Origin of the sequence: Chitinophaga agri, assembly GCF_010093065.1 — a bacterium.
Classification (GTDB): domain Bacteria; phylum Bacteroidota; class Bacteroidia; order Chitinophagales; family Chitinophagaceae; genus Chitinophaga; species Chitinophaga agri.
In genome coordinates, this window is sequence record NZ_CP048113.1 from 1,442,674 (window position 1) to 1,460,282 (window position 17,609).

The following is a 17,609-nucleotide window of genomic DNA, read 5'->3' on the forward strand; positions in this document are numbered from 1 at the left end:
GGTAACAGTGATAGGTAAGTTCAGCTCAAGTGCATCAGGCAGGCAGGCTAAACCGTATAGTTTCAAAAAACATCACATCCATTTCGAATGAAATTGCCGTAATTGTGTTATCAATCAATATTAATGCATCTGTACTTGAAAGGCTCCTCCTGTCAAACAGGATAGCTGTCGCGACAGAGAATTTACAAAGAAAACGTAATTTGCAGCCAAATAATTTTATGCCCGGAACTGTCCTAATAATAGATGATGAAGAGAAGCTGCGCAGCCTGATGAAAAGGATTATCGCACTGGAAGGTTTTAACGTACTCGAAGCCGGTAATATCAAAAGTGCCCAGAAAGTAATCGACAAAGAAGAAATAGACGTAATACTCTGTGATGTAAAATTGCCTGATGGCAGTGGTGTAGACTATGCCAGAACCATCAAGGAAAAACATCCATCTGTGGAGGTTATTCTCCTGACTGCCTACGGTAATATTCCCGATGGTGTACAGGCGATCAAAAACGGAGCCTTCGACTACCTCACCAAAGGCGATGATAACAACCGCATCATCCCGCTGCTCAACAGGGCTTTGGAAAAAGTGGAACTGCAGAAACGCATCGAGAAGCTGGAAAGCCAGGTCGGTAAAAAATACAGTTTTGACACTATCCTTGGTAGTTCCCGTGCAATCCGGGACGCGATAGAACAGGCCAGTAAAGTGGCTCCCGCCGACACCACGGTGCTGCTGCTGGGAGAAACCGGTACGGGAAAGGAAGTCTTCGCGCAAGCCATTCACAATCACAGCAAACGTATAGGGAAACCTTTCGTCGCGCTTAACTGTAGTGCCTTTAGCCGTGAACTGCTGGAAAGTGAATTATTTGGCTATAAAGCAGGCGCTTTTACGAACGCCAACAGGGATAAGAAAGGATTGATCGAAGAGGCCAATACGGGTACTATCTTCCTGGACGAGATCGGGGAAATGCCACTGGACCTGCAAAGTAAACTACTCCGGGTACTGGAAACCGGTGAGTTTATTAAAGTAGGTGATACCAAACCCACAAAGGTGAACGTCAGGATCATCGCAGCAACCAACAGAGATCTGAAGGCGGAGTCAGAAAAAGGCCATTTCCGTGAAGACCTCTACTACCGGTTGAATGTTTTCGCCATCACCCTCCCTCCCCTCAGGGAAAGGAAAAAGGATATCCCTTTGCTGGCGGAATTTTTCGTCGGTATCTTCTCTGCCAAAATCAATCAGCGTAAGCAGAAAATAACGCCTGCTTTCACGGAGAAACTACAACTGCATGAATGGAAAGGTAACATCCGTGAACTGAAGAACGTGCTGGAAAGAGCCGTGATCATGGCCGGCGGTCAAGACCTGTCTGTTGAACATCTGCCGCTGGACCTCCAGGTGGCCGATAAGTCTAACACTTCCCTATCCGCGTTCGATCTTGCCAGCGTAGAAAAGCTTCACATTATCAGAGTCTTGCATCACACCAAAAATAATAAGACAGAAGCTGCCCGACTCCTTAATATTGGTTTGGCGACGTTGTACAGGAAGATCGAAGAATACGGGTTGAATAATTAGGGAGTAGGAATTGATCCCAATTATCTCCCATTATAGAGCAACATCATCTATTAATTGTATTACCAAATAATAAGGGCGCTTCGACGTTGAAGCGCCCTCTTCATAAAGAAATATCAGATCCATCCTACATAACTCATCTTGGCTGCATTTCATTCCTAATTCCTAATTCCAATTTACTATGCCAGTCTGATGGTGACATCGATATTACCCCGGGTTGCCTTTGAATAGGGACATGTCTGATGTGCCATCTCCAGCAATGCTTTGGCGGTTTGTTCATCCAGCCCAGGCAGACTCACCTTCAGCCTTGCCTGCAACTGGTAGCCATTATCGTTTGTACCAAGGTCTACTTCTGCATTTACAGCTGTATCCGCAGGCACCCTGATATTTAGCACCTGTCCTGCCTTACCGATCGCTCCTATAAAACAGGCTGACCATCCTGCGGCAAACAATTGTTCAGGGTTCGTGCCGCTGCCAGGAAAACCCGGAGGTGTTAGTGTAATATCCAGTTTTCCATCATCACTACGGGATTCTCCGTTCCTTCCGCCAGTAGTCATTGTTTTGCCAGTATATAGCACTTTCTCAACTGGTACGATACCTTCTACTGCTACATGTTTGTTTTCCATCTTTTTGACATTTATGTTTTATGCTATTATAGATTGTTATAAATTATGTGGTTAATTATTTCGTATGAAAACCAACCTTTGCTGCCGCACTGATATGCCCGTTGTTACTGTTCTGTAAAAAGCCTACCAGCTCCCAGCCTTCGGGATTGAAATCAGCCGGCAGATCAAGTGTTACGTCACTATTACTATCTGCTTTTACAGGGATTTCTTTCAGTACCCTTACGATCTGTACGTGAGACAGTTTTCGGCCTGAATTCTCCCCTGCTCTCACATTACTTTCACCATGTTTCTGAACAAGCGTCAGCACCAGGTTTGTATTCTTTTTGAGATTGGTTTCCTGGTGACTGATACGTAAATGATTCCCATCTTTTACACTTTGCAAAGTGAGGACGGCAGCAGGTGTTTTATTAAGTGCTGCTGCGATACCACCTATCACCGAGCTTTCGTCAGAACCAATGCATTCGGTATCTCCGTTGATGATCAGTTGTGGTGTATAAACAGAAGAGAGACTCATCCAGGAAGCATAGGTTCCCTGTCTGTCAGAATATGCGTGGTCGCTGAATGTATCTTTCCAGCCCAAACGATCCCAGTAGTCTACATGATAAGCCAGGATATAAATATTTTCATTCTCGTTACCTTTTTCTATTCTGCCAACTAAATCATCCGCTGCCGGGCAACTGGAACAACCCTCTGACGTAAAAAGTTCCACCACAGCAAATCCTTTACTCTCCGTTGTCTGCATATGCTTAATCGCTTTGTCATTCTGCATGTTGCAAAAGGCGACCATACCGACACACATTGCGATAAGTCCTGCGCTGATAAAAAACAAGCCCATTGATCTCATAATTGATGCTTTTAATGCTGTTAGTTGTATGATTGATTTACAATACAAATGGACACCAAAAGCCAGAGAAAGAGAAGTGCGAAGAGTCAAGTCGGGCAAATCACCCCTTGAACCGGACAACTGACGCGATGAAAATTACCTACCCCAATTACATACCCCAAATTGATAAAAGCCTCTCTCAAAATGAGAGGGTTTTATCAATGGTACAGCTATCAGTAAAAGAATACGTCAGCTTATAAATCATTACTAATAAAATAGTTACAGAAGCCAAGAGTCGGTTTACCGGGAACGGGCATGCCATTCGCCTTATTCCTGCCGTAAATCATTTTTTATGAACCAATATGAAGCCGCCGCTCAGATAGCGGATGAAATACCAGAAATACAAAAGCAAATTGTGTGTGCTCCGGTTTTTGGAAGTGCCTATCTCTCTGTAAAAGTATTGGCTAGCTACACGGCGAAGATGTTACAGCAGCATCAGCTGCGTCAGGTGCAACGTTGTATGCTGCTGGCGGAGAAGATCTACAACCGTGGTAACCAGCTGGTGAAGACGGCGATCGAGAATGTTTTCATTTTCTCCTTCTCAAGCTTCAGAATGTCCTGCACCCATCAGGAATGGCTGGAAATACAGCGTGTAATGCCCGCTGTACTCTTTTCGCTCTACATCCAGCAGGTATTAAAACCTGGCGTATAACTTATAACCGTCAATAAAACACATTCATATGCCTACCGCAATTTACCTGCTCATTATGCTGGTATGTTTTTATCTCTTCTACAAAACACTCGATTTCTTTGAAAATATATAACTGACTAGCCATGATGACATTACTGCTGATAATATCCATCCTAGTATTTATTTACCTGGTGTATGTTCTCCTTAAACCTGAAAAATTCTGATATCAAACCGTTTTAATCAATGAAAAGCGAAATAATAGGTATCCTCTTCACCTTTATCTTAACGCTGGTGATCGCATTCCCACTCGGAAAATACATAGCAAAAGTTTTCCAGGGCGAGCGCACCATCACCGACTTCCTGCATCCTGCTGAACGCTTCATTTACCGGATCTGTGGTATTGATCCGCACCAGGAAATGAACTGGAAGCAGCACATGGCCGCCATGTTATCCATTAACCTGGTATGGCTGATATATGCCTTCTTTATCCTGTTGTTTCAGTCTCATCTCCCGCTCAATCCGGATGGTAATCCGGATATGACACCAGATCTGGCTTTCAATACTGCCATCAGTTTCCTCGTAAACTGTAACCTGCAGCACTATTCTGGTGAAACCGGTGTCACTTACCTTACACAGCTGATCGTGATCACCTTCCTGCAGTTCGTATCTGCTGCCACAGGCGTAGCCGCTGTAGCGGTATTGTTCCGGGCTTTTGCAGAAAAGACGACCGAGAAACTGGGTAACTTCTTCGTATTCTTCACCAAAACGATCACCCGTATATTGCTGCCGCTGAGTATTGTCATGGCAATTATCCTGGCATTCAACGGCACGCCCGCCAGCTTCGACGGTAAAGACAGCATCGTTACCCTTCAGGGCGATTCTGTACAGGTTTCCAGAGGTCCCGCTGCAGGTATGATCGCTATCAAACACCTTGGTACAAATGGTGGTGGATGGTTCGGCACTAACTCCACACATCCACTGGAGAACCCGAATTACCTGACCAACATCGTTGAGATCACTGCACAGGTCATCCTGCCAATGGCACTCGTTTTTGCATTCGGTTGCTTCATCCGCAGACGAAAACTGGGTTATGTCATCTTCGGTGTGATGACAGTTGGCATGCTAACGCTCATGATCCCGAACATGCTCTCTGAAATGGGTGGGAACCCGATGCTGCATCAGCTCGGACTGAAAGACATCACTGCCATGGAAGGCAAGGAAATACGCATAGGAGTACCCGCTTCCGCTTACTGGCAGGTAATGACGACTATTATTTCCACTGGTTCTGTGAACTCCATGCATGACAGCGCTATGCCTTTATCAGGCGCTATGCAGATGCTGGGTATGATGACCAACTGCTTTTATGGTGGTAAGGGTGTAGGTTTGCTTAACTACTTTATCTTCCTGATAATCGCGGTATTTATCTCCGGACTGATGGTCGGCCGTACACCTGAATTTATGGGTCGTAAGGTAGAAGCAAGAGAAATGAAGATCGCCGCTATCATCGCGTTATTCCATCCATTCCTGGTACTGGTGGGAACAGCGCTGTCAGCTTACTTCGCAGCGCATCACCCACAACTGGCATGGTCCGTACAACCGGCTAACTGGTTCAACAATCCATCTAATCACGGCTTCTCAGAGATGCTGTATGAATATACTTCTTCCTCCGCCAATAACGGCTCCGGCTTTGAAGGTCTATCAGACAACAATGTCTTCTGGAATATCACCACCGGTATTGTCATGATACTGGGTCGTTTTATTCCTATCATAGGACCAGTAGCGATTGCTGGCATACTGGCCAGGAAGAAATATATCCCTGAGTCCGCGGGTACTTTGCAGACAGACACGACCACCTTCGGTATCATGACCTATGCAGTGATCATGATCATCGCAGCACTGGCATTCTTCCCTGCATTGACCCTGGGACCAATCGCAGAGTATTTCACGAAGTACCAGGTCTTCTAGTTATAACACTATTGAGATTGAAAATGCGTATCCTATGCAAACCTTGTTTCGCAAAACTTTGAATTAATATGTCTGAGAATAATCATAAAACTAAACTTTTCGAACCCGCTCTTGTCAGCGGCGCCCTGAAGCAGGCTTTGGTGAAACTGTCACCTAAAGTAATGTTTCGCAACCCGGTAATGTTTACCGTGGAAATCGGCACTGCTATCATGCTGGCAGTGACTATATACACTGCCCTTACCGGCGATACCAGACAGGGTTCATTTGGCTATAACCTGGCCGTGTTCATCATCCTGCTGCTTACCTTGCTGTTCGCCAACTTTGCAGAAGCGATCGCTGAAGCACGTGGTAAGGCGCAGGCTGAGAGCTTACGCAAAACCAGGGAAGAAACGCCTGCCAAGAAAGTACTGGCTGTTGGCGAAGTATATACTAATGAGATCAAAATCGTTCCATCTTCTCAATTACGCAAAGGTGATCTCTTCATTTGCGAAGCAGGTGATATGATCCCGATGGATGGTGAGATCGTCCAGGGACTGGCAACTATTGACGAATCAGCGATCACTGGTGAATCTGCTCCTGTGATCCGTGAGTCAGGCGGCGACAAATCTTCCGTAACGGGCGGCACCAAAGTACTGAGTGATAAAATCCGGGTTCGTGTTACTACTGATCCCGGAGAGAGCTTCCTTGATAAAATGATCGCACTCGTAGAAGGTGCCAGCCGTCAGAAGACACCTAACGAGATCGCACTTACGATCCTGCTCGCAAGTTTCACGCTGGTCTTCACCATCGTTTGTGTAACCTTAAAGCCTTTTGGTGATTATGCCAACACGCCTATCACCATTGCGGCGTTTGTATCACTTTTCGTGTGCTTAATACCTACAACTATCGGCGGGCTGCTCAGTGCGATCGGTATCGCGGGAATGGACCGCGCATTGAGAGCCAACGTCATTACCAAGAGTGGTAAAGCAGTAGAAACGGCAGGTGACATTGATACCCTACTGCTGGACAAAACAGGCACTATCACCATCGGTAACCGTAAAGCCACTCATTTCTGGCCGGCATATACCATAGGTAAGAAAGAGTTCTTTGAAGCATGTGCCCTGGCCTCACTGGCAGATGAAACACCGGAAGGTAAATCTATCATTGAACTGGCCACCGAAAAAGGTATTAAGGCCAGTCAGCTGAACAGTGAGAATGCCACGTTTATTGAATTCACCGCCGAGACGCGTAGTAGTGGCATCAACCTGGATGGTGTACGTATCCGTAAAGGGGCTTTCGATGCCATACGTAACATCGTTACCAGAGCGGGTCAGGTATTTCCTGCGGAGATGGAGGAGAAAGTGAAAGAGATCTCTTCGAATGGTGGTACGCCGCTAGTAGTAAGCCGTAATGAAGAAGTGATCGGTGTCATTGAACTACAGGATATTATCAAACCAGGCATCCAGGAGCGTTTCGAACGTCTGCGCAGAATGGGTGTAAAGACGGTAATGGTAACCGGTGACAACCCGCTGACCGCAAAATACATTGCTGAAAAAGCCGGTGTAGATGACTTCATTGCAGAAGCCAAACCTGAAGATAAAATGATCTACATCCGTAAGGAACAGGAAGGTGGTAAACTGGTAGCCATGATGGGTGATGGTACAAACGATGCCCCTGCACTGGCACAGGCTGATGTTGGAGTAGCAATGAACAGTGGTACCCAGGCGGCCAAGGAAGCTGGTAACATGGTGGACCTTGATAATGATCCTACCAAACTGATTGAGATCGTGGAGATCGGTAAACAGTTACTGATGACCCGCGGTACACTCACGACCTTTTCTATCGCAAACGACGTGGCAAAATACTTTGCTATTGTACCAGCCCTTTTTGTAACCGCTATTCCGGCATTGCAGGGTCTTAATATCATGCACCTTGCTTCTCCGGAGAGCGCTATTCTATCTGCCGTGATCTTTAACGCTCTCATCATACCAGCACTGATACCGCTTGCTCTGAAAGGTGTCGCGTACAAACCGATCGGTGCAAGTGCGCTGTTACGCAGAAACCTGCTGATCTATGGTTTTGGTGGTGTGATCATCCCATTCGTCGGTATTAAGATCATTGACCTCTTCCTTTCTCTTTTTATGTAAAAAATGATTTAAAAAAGAAATTATCATGAAAAAATATATCTGGCCTTCTGTTAAGCTCACTGTCTTTATGATACTCGTACTTGCTGTACTGTATCCGTCCCTGATCGCTGCCGTTTCCAAGGCAGCGCCGGGACAGGGAAAAGGAGAAACCGTGAGTGTAAACGGGAAGGTAGTTGGCTACGAAAATGTAGGACAGAAATTTACAGATGATAAATACTTCAACGGCCGCCCGTCTGCCGTAGACTACAACGCTGCCGGTTCCGCAGGTTCCAACAAAGGCGTCTCCAATGCTGATTATAAAAAAACTGTACAGGAACGCATTGATACCTTCCTGGTACACAATCCGGGTATCAAAAAAGAAGACATTCCTGCAGAACTGGTAACCGCGTCAGGTAGTGGTCTGGACCCGGACCTCTCGCCTGCAGCAGCTATGATACAGGTAAAACGTATCGCCACAATACGTAACATATCAGAAAGCAAAGTCGTAGCGCTGATATCAGATCATATCCGTGGTCCGTTACTTGGATTTGCTGGCCCTGCGAAAGTTAATGTACTTAAACTCAATATCGCACTCGATACATTAAAATAAACTCACCCGAAATGTACAACGACAGCGTCATAGTCAGAAAGGCGGTGCTCTCCGACTGTAAATATGCCGCCATGATCACGGCAGAAATGGAAGCATCCGCCAAAGCACGGGGTACCGGTATCAGCAAACGTTCCGTTACCGCTATTATGAAAAAGATAAGGGAGGGCAAGGCTGTCATTGCACTGACAGTCGGGAAGATCTGGGTTGGATTCTCTTACATAGAGAGCTGGAGCAACGGCGCATTCGTCTCCAACTCAGGAATGATCGTTAATCCGTCATTCCGCGGACAGGGAGTAGCCTCCCGTATCAAAAGGAGAATATTCCAGTTGTCACGTGAAAAATATCCGGAGGCAAAATTATTCAGCATTACAAGTGGACTGGCCATTATGCGCATGAACAGCAAGTTAGGTTTTTTACCAGTCACCTTTAATGAAATAACCCGGGACCCTGAATTCTGGAAGGGATGTAAGAGTTGTGTTAACTTTAATATCCTGCAAAAGAAGGGGTGCCAGAACTGCCTCTGTACGGCAATGCTTTACACGCCACCGGCCCTGCAAAAAGAAGAAGAAAAAGAAGGGCTGCTGCTGGCAGCTGGCCCCTACTGATCTTCTTAACTGATTGATCTCACATCTTCCGTACCCGGCTATGGAACACCTCTCATTTGAGAAGCGTTTCCCGGTCTGGACGGAAAGTGAGTTTTTGAACTTGACAGCATATGAGCGAAAGAGACAATAATGCCCAGCACTTCCTTGACCTGATCCGTCAGTCCAGGAAAGGAAAGTTTAAGATATACATCGGGATGAGCGCCGGTGTAGGTAAGACCTACCGGATGCTGCAGGAGGCCAGGACCCTGTTACGAAATGGCGTCGATATCAAGATCGCCTATATCGAAACACACAACCGTGCTGAGACGCATGCATTACTGGAAGGTCTGCCTGTCATTCCCCGCAGGGAATTATTTTACAAAGGGAAAGCACTGGAAGAGTTGGATATGCAGGCAGTACTGAACCTGCATCCGGAGGTCGTGGTCATTGATGAACTGGCACATACTAATATTGAAGGCAGTAAGAACGAGAAACGCTGGCAGGATGTGATGGAGATACTGGAGGCAGGTATAAATGTGATCAGTGCCGTTAACATACAGCATATCGACGGGTTACAGGAGGAAGTAAAACATATCACCGGGGTGGATGTGTCAGAGCGTATTCCGGACCTTGTACTGCAGCAGGCAGATGAAGTGGTGAACATTGACCTGACAGCCGATGAACTGGTCACCCGCCTGAAAGAAGGGAAGATCTATACCCCCGATAAGATAGCCGTGGCCCTGAAGAACTTCTTCCAGCCCGAAAAGATCCTCCAGCTCAGGGAACTGGCATTGAAGGAGGTCGCGACGCAGGTCGAACGTAAGATCGACTCCTCCCTCCCACGAAGTGCACAGGCCAGGAATGAACGTTTCCTTGCCTGCATCAGCAGTAATCATCTGATCGCCAAAAAAGTGATCCGCAAGACCGCCAGACTTGCCGCATACTATCAGTCCAAATGGTATGTGCTCTACGTGGAAACACCGAAAGAAGGCAGTGATAAAATAGGACTGGCACAGCAACGCCACCTGATTAACAACTTCAAACTCGCCATGGAACAGGGGGGAGAAGTCATAAAGGTAAAAAACAGTAATATTGCTAAAAGTATCATGCAGGCTGCCGATGAAAAGAAGATCACCACGATCTGCCTTGGCAAACCTCACCTTAATGTGATGGGCATGCTGCTGAATACAGCCGTTTTCTCCCAGCTGCTGGGCAAGCTGTCTGAATCGGATATTGACATTATAATTCTTTCCTGACATGCGCCTCAAGACGAAATTAAGTATAGGTATCGGATTTCTGTTTATCGCCATCCTCATATCCGGCATCCTGGGTATCTATTCCATACACCAGCTGAAAAAAGATGCGCGCCTCATTCTGGAAGACAACTACGAAACACTGGTATATGGCAATAATATGCTGGCGCTGATGGATATGACACCATTCGACTCGTCTGTCATTTCCATGTTTGAAGCAAACCTTCTCAAACAGGAGGCGAATATCACCGAACCGGGCGAAGCGGCCGCCACCGGCGCAGTGCGGGGTATCTTTGAACAGCTGAAACGTATGCCCGATAATGACTCCCTCCAGACGCTCATCCGCAGAAAAATATACCAGATCAATACAGAGAACCAGCAGGCGATTTTCAGGAAGAACAGTATGGCAGAAAGCAACGCAAGGCGCTTTAGCAATTTCATGATGGTGATCTTCGGATTCCTGTCGCTGATCGCATTTACACTGGCAGTGAACTTTCCGGGTATTATCAGTGAGCCTGTTAAGGCATTATCCGATGGTATTAAAGCAATCGTGAATAAGGACTACTCCAAACGTATCCGCATCTCCCAGCATGATGAATTTGGTGAACTGGCACAGGCATTCAATAGCATGGCCGAGAAGCTGGATGAGTATGAACATAGTAACCTGGCAAAGATCAAGTTTGAGAAGAGTCGTATTGATACTATCATCAACCAGATGAACGATGGTATTATCGGACTTGATGAGAACAGAAACCTGCTGTTCCTCAATAAAGTTGCGGAAAAGCTGCTGGGTTTACGGGAAGTAGAGATCATGGGGCAATATGCACCGGATATTGCGGTGAACAATGACCTGATGCGTAGCTTGCTGAAGACAGACAATCCCACTAAAGAACTGAAGATCTTCGCCGATCAGAAAGAGAGCTACTTCCACCTGGACATACTGAATGTCACCAATAATGAGAAGGTGATCGGTCAGGTGATCGTACTGCGTAATATCACCCCTTTCCATGAACTGAATGAAGCAAAGACCAACTTTATTGCCACGATTTCACATGAACTAAAAACACCTATAGCCTCTATCAAGATGAGTGCACAGCTGCTCACTGACGACCGTGTGGGTCACGTCAATAAAGAGCAGGAGGAACTGGTAAAAAGCATTTCAGATGATGCAAACCGGTTACTGAAGATCACAAGTGAACTGCTGAATATCAGCCAGGTGGAAACGGGACATATACAACTGAAAATAGAGCCGGTATTGCCGGATATTATAATAGACAACGCTACCAATACCGTAAGTGCACTGGCACAACAGAAGAATATCGCCATACGCATAAACAGGCATACCAATGGCCACAAGATCATGACTGATCCGGAAAAAACGGCCTGGGTGCTGACGAACTTCCTGACAAATGCGGTGAAGTATTCTACGGAAGACGCTGAGATCGAACTGACGACCCACCTCAGAGATAATAATGTGGAGTTTTCTGTAGTGGACCATGGAAGGGGCATCGAGGAGAAATACCTGTCCAGGATATTTGACCGGTATTTTAAGGTACCGGGAACACCGGAAAAGGTGGGTACCGGGTTAGGGCTATCTATTTCCAGGGAGTTTATTGAGGCACAGGGTGGAAAAATCTGGGTGGATAGTAAGTTGGGAGAAGGGAGTACGTTCGGGTTTAGTCTGCCGTTGTCTACTTTGGCATAAAATATTTTTCAGGGATGGTAAATCGTTCTTTTCTCTACAGCAACATTTTATTCATAGTACCTAAGTGTTGATACAAAGGGTCCTCCTTTCCGGAAAGGAAAATATACTCTTTTCTTTGTCAAAGGTCAGGTTGGCCGCTTCTATTCCAAGAGCATCCAGGAACGCAGTAACACACGCAAACATAACGGTGAGATGGTCTGTATCCGTTGATCACTTTGGGAATAAAATACTATTCGCTGCGCAGACTTTTCACAGGGCTGATCAACGCGGCCCTGATCACTTCAAAACTCACGGTAAACAACGTGATAACTATCACCAGTAATCCGGCAGCCGCAAATACCACCCAGCTGATCGTCATCCGATAGGCAAATCCATTCAGCCAAGAACGCATGATCAACCAGGCGATCGGCGCTGCGAGTATCAGCGCTAACAGTACGAGTCTAAGGAAATCAGCTGTCAGTAAACGGGTGATACTGAATACGGAGGCCCCCAATGCTTTACGAACTCCTATTTCCTTTACCCTGCTTTCAGCCATAAAAGCGGATAGTCCGAGCAGACCGAGACAGGAGATAAAAATAGCGAGTGCGGCAAACATCCCTGCCATCATTTTCATACGTTCCTCCCCATCGAATTTCATTGCATATTCCTGATCAACGAACTGATAAGTAAAAGGATAGCCAGGATTGAACCGTTTAAATATCGCTTCTGTTTTCTGTAGACTCGCCGTCAATGTCTGCGCATCATTCAGTCTGATATGCATGGTATTGAACCAGCTACCTGGCCCCTGTATCACAACGGGCGGCACTTTCTCGTAAGAAGAACCCACGACATAATCCTTTACCACTCCCACGACATGCCAGGGTTTGCCATCTGTCGTCTCACGCAGCACCTGCCCTACCGGATCTTTGAAGCCCATTGTCTTTACAGCCGTTTCATTGAGCAACACGGCGAAACTATCCGTGGGATAGCGTTGTATGTCGATATCCCGCCCGGCTAATAAGGTTAGTCCAACAGTACGTACCAGCCCTTCGTCTGCACTGTAAAGCGCTATTGTTTCATCAAATCCGGCTGGTTTACCTTCCCAGGTAAGTCCCCAGGTATTAGCTGCACGCTGGGTAATGAGAGACATTGTTTTTGTTACAGACGTGGCCACACCTGAACCAAGCAGCTCCTGCCGGATTGCGCTGTAGTTATGCTGAATATCTCCGGTAAAGTCAATATTGATAAGCCGCTGCATCTGATATCCCCTTTCTCTTTCCTGTGCATACACAATTTGGTTACGGATAACAATAGTAGATATGATCAGGATAATGGCAATGGTAAACTGCATTACTACAAGTGCTTTTCTGGGGGAGAAAGCGCCCTCCCTTCGCTTAAAACCACCTTTCAGTACGCTCACCGGCTGGAATGCAGAAAGGTAAAAAGCAGGATAACAACCAGCCAGCATGCCTGTCAGCAGGATAAAAATACCTGCACTGCTCCAGAACATCAAACTATTATACGGAATGGACAGCTGACTATTGATCAGCACATTGAAGTAAGGCAGGGCACACTGCAAAATGAGCATTGCAATACAGCCGGCGATGAAGGCCGTGAGTAACGCTTCCGTCATAAACTGCACAAATACCAGAGACTTACCTGCACCAGCTACTTTCCTGATACCGACTTCTCTCGCCCGCCGTTCACTTCTGGCAGTACTGAGATTGACAAAATTGATACAGGCAATGAGTAGGATGAGCGTCGCTACTATAGCGAACAAGCGTACGACAGTGATACGTCCGCCAACAGGTTGCCCATTTTCAAAGTTGGCATACAGGTGCCATTTCTCCAGTGGAAAAAGGAAATATGTCCATATATCGTTCCTGCCTGCGTAACGCCTGCCCATGTCTTTCATTCTCTCACCAAAGGCAGGCACATTCACATCTGGGTTCAGCAGCACAAAAGTGGAGACGTTATTGCTCAACCAGCTGTCATTATCTCGTCCGGCCCGTTTCATATAGCTCCAGGGTAAGAGGTAGTCAAAGTTAAAACGGGTATTGGACGGCAGATCTTTCAGAACGGCCGCTACGCGGAAATAATCGGCAGAGTCGATCTTTACGATCTTATTGAGTGCAGGTTCACCATCGAATAGTTTGGCCGCCAGCCGTTCTGTGATCACGATGTCATTTACACCATTCAGGAGTGAACGCTGGCTTCCCTGTCGCAAAGGAAAACTGAACATACCCAGGAACTCATGGTCAGTCATCGCTCCTTTGATGCCAGCAAACTGTTGATCGCCTGCAGACAACACCAGACTGCTGACTTCCGCAAACCGGGTGCTGGCTGAAACCTCGGGATAGTCTTTTTTCAGGGCAGGTGCCAATGGCTGTCCAGTCTGGTTAATGGGTGTAAGCTTCTGATCAATCTGCGCCAAACCATACACTTCATATAGTCTGTCCCTGTTGACATGGAACTGATCAAAACTGATCTCATTCCATACCCAGAGAAATACGAGTGCAGCACCCGCCATACCTACGGCCAGACCGGATATATTAATAACAGAAAATCTCTTTGTGCGTAATAGACTGCGCCAGGCAGTTCTTACATAGTTGATGAGCATAGATAGTTTGCCTTATAATAGCATAAAAGGTCTGCCAATGGCTATGCCAAAATACGAAGGGAATGTTTAGCACCTGCTTATCTATTATAAATAAAGACATGTGTTCAGTTTCATGGCTTTACCTGTCCGTTTTAGGACAAGGAGTGCACATATGAAAAATCCCGGATCACTTTCGTCATCCGGGAATATCGAACTATAACAAAACACCAGTTATTTCAGGGTCGCCACATCCAGTTTAGGCGCATCCTTTACCTTTTCAGCCATTTCCGCTGGCAGATAAGGTCTTCCACCGGTAGCAGCTACACAGGTCCCCGTGAACACTGCCGTGGTCATTACCTTTCCATTCAGCACGATCGCCTGTTTGAAGTGCAGTCTTGGCTGTCCGGCAGCATCACCAAACAGTCCACAGGTGACAGTGAACTCGTCATCCTTTTTCAGCGAGCGTAAGAATTTCAGCGTATACTGAGACAACACCATATGTACTCCTTTGGCAGCTTCTTCTGCGAAATCAAATCCCAGTACTTCCTTAATATAATCATGTCTGCACCATTCCATATAAAAAGGATAGTACAATCCGTCCATGATTCCCTGTACGTCAATATGTTCTTCTTTTACTTTATAGATTTTTGAATATTCCATAAGATCACTATCGTTTTTACGGGCGCAAAGATAAGTACAGAACAGCTGATTTGTACAGGTGATACATCACCGAAAAAGAGGATATCTCACAGGACCCTATCAAAATCAACAAAGTCCTTCTCAAAACGAGACGGTTTTACGGACCGGCACTAACTGCCGAAAACATACAAATAAATAGTAATCAAGCTGTTGATCAAAAACCAGTTCTCCGGGCATTCTCTTTGGCTATACCGGGCGGAATAGATCATTATAATCTTTTGTATGAAAAAGTATGTATTTACGGCTGCCTGCCTCTGTGCGAGTGCAATGGCCATGGCGCAGGAAAATGTTCAACCTGCAGCGAAAGTTCCTTTTGACGGCATGAACCTGACCTGGATCAATGGACAGAACAGGCAGTCCTCTTCTCCGTTACAACTGAAAGATAAGGACGGGGAGGTTATTCTCACTGGAACAGTACTGACAGACGCGTATTTTAACTACAACTTTGCACGTCCAAAGGACAACACGCAAACTATCTCTGCGGCTACCGGCAGGGCCAACGAATTTTCTATCAACCAGGCAAGCCTCGGTATTGAAAGCAATTACAAGAACGTGATCGGCCGTTTGTGGCTGCAGACTGGTAGTATGACGCACATCGTACAGGAAACAGATGGTGCAGTTACGAGAGGTCGTAATACGGGCACGGGCAACCTGAAATTTATCCGCGAAGCAGCTGCTGGTTACCATTTTAACTATAAATACGGTCTGAACATCGAGGCGGGTATCTTCATGAGCTATATCGGCCTGGAAAGCTATGTGCTGCAGGAAAACTGGAGCTACCAGCGTAGCATGGTCTGTGAGTTCACTCCTTTCTATTTTCAGGGTGCAAGGGTACAGTTCTATCCGACCAAAAAGTATAAAGTTGAACTGTGGTTGCTGAATGGCTGGCAGACCTACAACAGCTGGAGCAAAAACATCGGGTTCGGTAACTCTAACTACTACCGTCCTTCTGAGAACGTTCAGCTGGTCGCTAACTTCTACTATGGTAATGATACCCATGTAGCAGGCTCAAATACGCTTTCAAAAGTGCGCCGCTTCCATCATGATAACAGTATCGTAGCACGTTATTTTAAGAACCCGGCCTCCAAAGGTATTTCACAGGCTGCGTTCAGTCTGAACAGCCACTATGGATTCCAGTCAGGTGATGGTATAAAGGCAAAAGACAACTACATGACCGGTACGTCACTGACTAACCGCGTATGGTTTAATAAAAACAAACTGGCGTTGACCCTGAGAGGTGACTTTGTTACCAACCCAGGTGGCTATCTGGCATTCGTTCCAGCTGCACCAAGTGCACAGCCGAATGCTTACGATAAAGCGATCGCCTCCGGTAAAGATCTCAAAATGGGACAACTCAGTGCCACGTTTGATATAATGCCCAATGACCTCGTAACATTCCGTTTCGAATTTGCACACAGGAACGCCAACGTTCCTTACTTCGCAGGTAGCGGTGGTACAACTTCACAGACGGGTTTCACTTCCGATCCGGTAGATCCAACATGGTTACCCGACCTGGTTAAAAGCGAAAACCGCCTTATCTGGGCTGTAAACTTCAGATTGTAATACATAGCGTTTGCTGTTCTTAAGTGTTAGTTAAACGGCCGGGGTACTTTCTACTTCGGCCTTCTTTTTTTCAAAAGACCAAAAATGGCTATATTGATGTCTTTAACCTGTCGCGCATAAAAACAACATCAGGTTCCATAATATTCACTACAGAATAGACCATTTAAGTTTATTTGTCTTTTTATCTTTAACATATGCAGCATCATTTAAAAATCACCACATTGTTCCTCGATATAGGCGGCGTGCTATTGAGCAATGGATGGGACCGTGCCGCCAGAAGAGAAGCAGCAGCGAAGTTCGCACTTGACCTCCCCGAACTGGAAGAACGTCATCACCTGACGTTTGATACCTACGAAGAAGGCAAGCTGACGTTAGATGAGTACCTGAAAAGAACCGTCTTTTACGAACACAGGACTTTCACCGAGGAGGAATTTAAAGCGTTTATGTACTCGCGTACCACGCCTATCCCCGAAATGATCGAACTGGTATGTAAGATTAAAGAAAAATACGGTGTTAAGATTGCCATCGTGAATAATGAAGGGCGGGAACTCAATGAATACCGCATCCGCACCTTCGGTATCAATAAATTTGTAGACTTCTTTATCTCCTCCTGCTTCGTCCATTTCAGGAAGCCGGATGCGGATATCTGGAAAATAGCACTGGATATCGCCCTGGTAAACCCGGAGGAGGTACTGTATATAGACGACAGAGCAATGTTTGTTGCTGTGGCGGAAGGACTGGGCATCAATGGTCTTCAGCACGTGACGTACGAAGCAACAAAAGCTAATCTCGAGAAATTTGGGTTTGTCGTAGCGTAACTAAGATCTGCAGACACCTATCTGAACCGA

15 protein-coding genes are annotated in these 17,609 nt (G+C 46.2%); 11 read left to right on the top strand and 4 right to left on the bottom strand.

Annotated elements, in window-relative coordinates:
• Positions 1-218: 218 nt before the first annotated feature.
• Positions 219-1,562 carry a sigma-54-dependent transcriptional regulator gene (locus GWR21_RS05320; protein WP_162330735.1) on the top strand — a complete coding sequence of 448 codons (1,344 nt, stop codon included), beginning with the start codon at positions 219-221 and terminating at the stop codon, positions 1,560-1,562.
• 176 nt (positions 1,563-1,738) lie between these two features.
• Here GWR21_RS05320 and GWR21_RS05325 read toward each other — a convergent pair whose 3' ends face one another.
• Together GWR21_RS05325 and GWR21_RS05330 are read right to left on the bottom strand one after the other, a co-directional pair.
• Positions 1,739-2,185 carry an organic hydroperoxide resistance protein gene (locus GWR21_RS05325; protein WP_202929050.1) on the bottom strand — a complete coding sequence of 149 codons (447 nt, stop codon included), beginning with the start codon at positions 2,183-2,185 and terminating at the stop codon, positions 1,739-1,741.
• 55 nt (positions 2,186-2,240) lie between these two features.
• The gene (locus tag GWR21_RS05330) at positions 2,241-3,029 is read right to left on the bottom strand and encodes a DUF1223 domain-containing protein (RefSeq protein ID WP_162330736.1); all 789 of its coding nucleotides are present in this window, start codon (positions 3,027-3,029) and stop codon (positions 2,241-2,243) included.
• 331 nt (positions 3,030-3,360) lie between these two features.
• On the opposite strand from GWR21_RS05330, the gene GWR21_RS05335 reads away from it, so the two are divergent.
• The 8 genes from GWR21_RS05335 to GWR21_RS05370 all read left to right on the top strand — a co-directional run bounded on the left by GWR21_RS05335 (position 3,361) and on the right by GWR21_RS05370 (position 11,921).
• On the top strand, positions 3,361-3,720 hold the full coding sequence (locus tag GWR21_RS05335; RefSeq protein ID WP_162330737.1) for a DUF7674 family protein: 360 nt from the start codon (positions 3,361-3,363) through the stop codon (positions 3,718-3,720).
• Positions 3,721-3,845: 125 nt separating this feature from the next.
• Positions 3,846-3,923, top strand: a complete 78-nt coding sequence (gene kdpF, locus GWR21_RS31850; protein ID WP_394367271.1) for a K(+)-transporting ATPase subunit F — start codon at positions 3,846-3,848, stop codon at positions 3,921-3,923.
• Positions 3,924-3,942: 19 nt separating this feature from the next.
• Positions 3,943-5,664 carry a potassium-transporting ATPase subunit KdpA gene (gene kdpA / locus GWR21_RS05345; RefSeq protein ID WP_162330738.1) on the top strand — a complete coding sequence of 574 codons (1,722 nt, stop codon included), beginning with the start codon at positions 3,943-3,945 and terminating at the stop codon, positions 5,662-5,664.
• A gap of 68 nt (positions 5,665-5,732) precedes the next feature.
• Positions 5,733-7,790, top strand: a complete 2,058-nt coding sequence (gene kdpB / locus GWR21_RS05350) for a potassium-transporting ATPase subunit KdpB (protein WP_162330739.1) — start codon at positions 5,733-5,735, stop codon at positions 7,788-7,790.
• Between the two features lie 25 nt (positions 7,791-7,815).
• Positions 7,816-8,379, top strand: a complete 564-nt coding sequence (locus tag GWR21_RS05355; RefSeq protein WP_162330740.1) for a K(+)-transporting ATPase subunit C — start codon at positions 7,816-7,818, stop codon at positions 8,377-8,379.
• Positions 8,380-8,390: 11 nt separating this feature from the next.
• Positions 8,391-8,984: a GNAT family N-acetyltransferase gene (locus GWR21_RS05360; RefSeq protein WP_162330741.1), complete on the top strand. Its 594-nt coding sequence runs from the start codon at positions 8,391-8,393 to the stop codon at positions 8,982-8,984.
• 110 nt (positions 8,985-9,094) lie between these two features.
• Positions 9,095-10,219, top strand: a complete 1,125-nt coding sequence (locus tag GWR21_RS05365) for a sensor protein KdpD (RefSeq protein WP_162330742.1) — start codon at positions 9,095-9,097, stop codon at positions 10,217-10,219.
• A gap of 1 nt (position 10,220) precedes the next feature.
• Entirely contained in the window at positions 10,221-11,921 is a 1,701-nt protein-coding gene (locus tag GWR21_RS05370; protein WP_162330743.1) for a HAMP domain-containing sensor histidine kinase, read from the top strand.
• 229 nt (positions 11,922-12,150) lie between these two features.
• Here the strand turns inward: GWR21_RS05370 and GWR21_RS05375 are convergent, their stop codons facing one another.
• Positions 12,151-14,520, bottom strand: a complete 2,370-nt coding sequence (locus GWR21_RS05375; protein WP_162330744.1) for an ABC transporter permease — start codon at positions 14,518-14,520, stop codon at positions 12,151-12,153.
• Positions 14,521-14,730: 210 nt separating this feature from the next.
• Complete coding sequence (locus GWR21_RS05380) at positions 14,731-15,159, bottom strand: thioesterase family protein (RefSeq protein WP_162330745.1); 429 nt, start codon at positions 15,157-15,159, stop codon at positions 14,731-14,733.
• A gap of 261 nt (positions 15,160-15,420) precedes the next feature.
• Between GWR21_RS05380 and GWR21_RS05385 the strand changes: the two genes are divergently transcribed.
• A complete protein-coding gene (locus tag GWR21_RS05385) occupies positions 15,421-16,761 on the top strand; it encodes an outer membrane beta-barrel protein (RefSeq protein WP_162330746.1) in 1,341 nt (446 codons plus the stop codon).
• A 194-nt stretch (positions 16,762-16,955) separates the two neighbouring features.
• Positions 16,956-17,579: an HAD family hydrolase gene (locus GWR21_RS05390; protein WP_162330747.1), complete on the top strand. Its 624-nt coding sequence runs from the start codon at positions 16,956-16,958 to the stop codon at positions 17,577-17,579.
• Positions 17,580-17,609 lie beyond the last annotated feature (30 nt).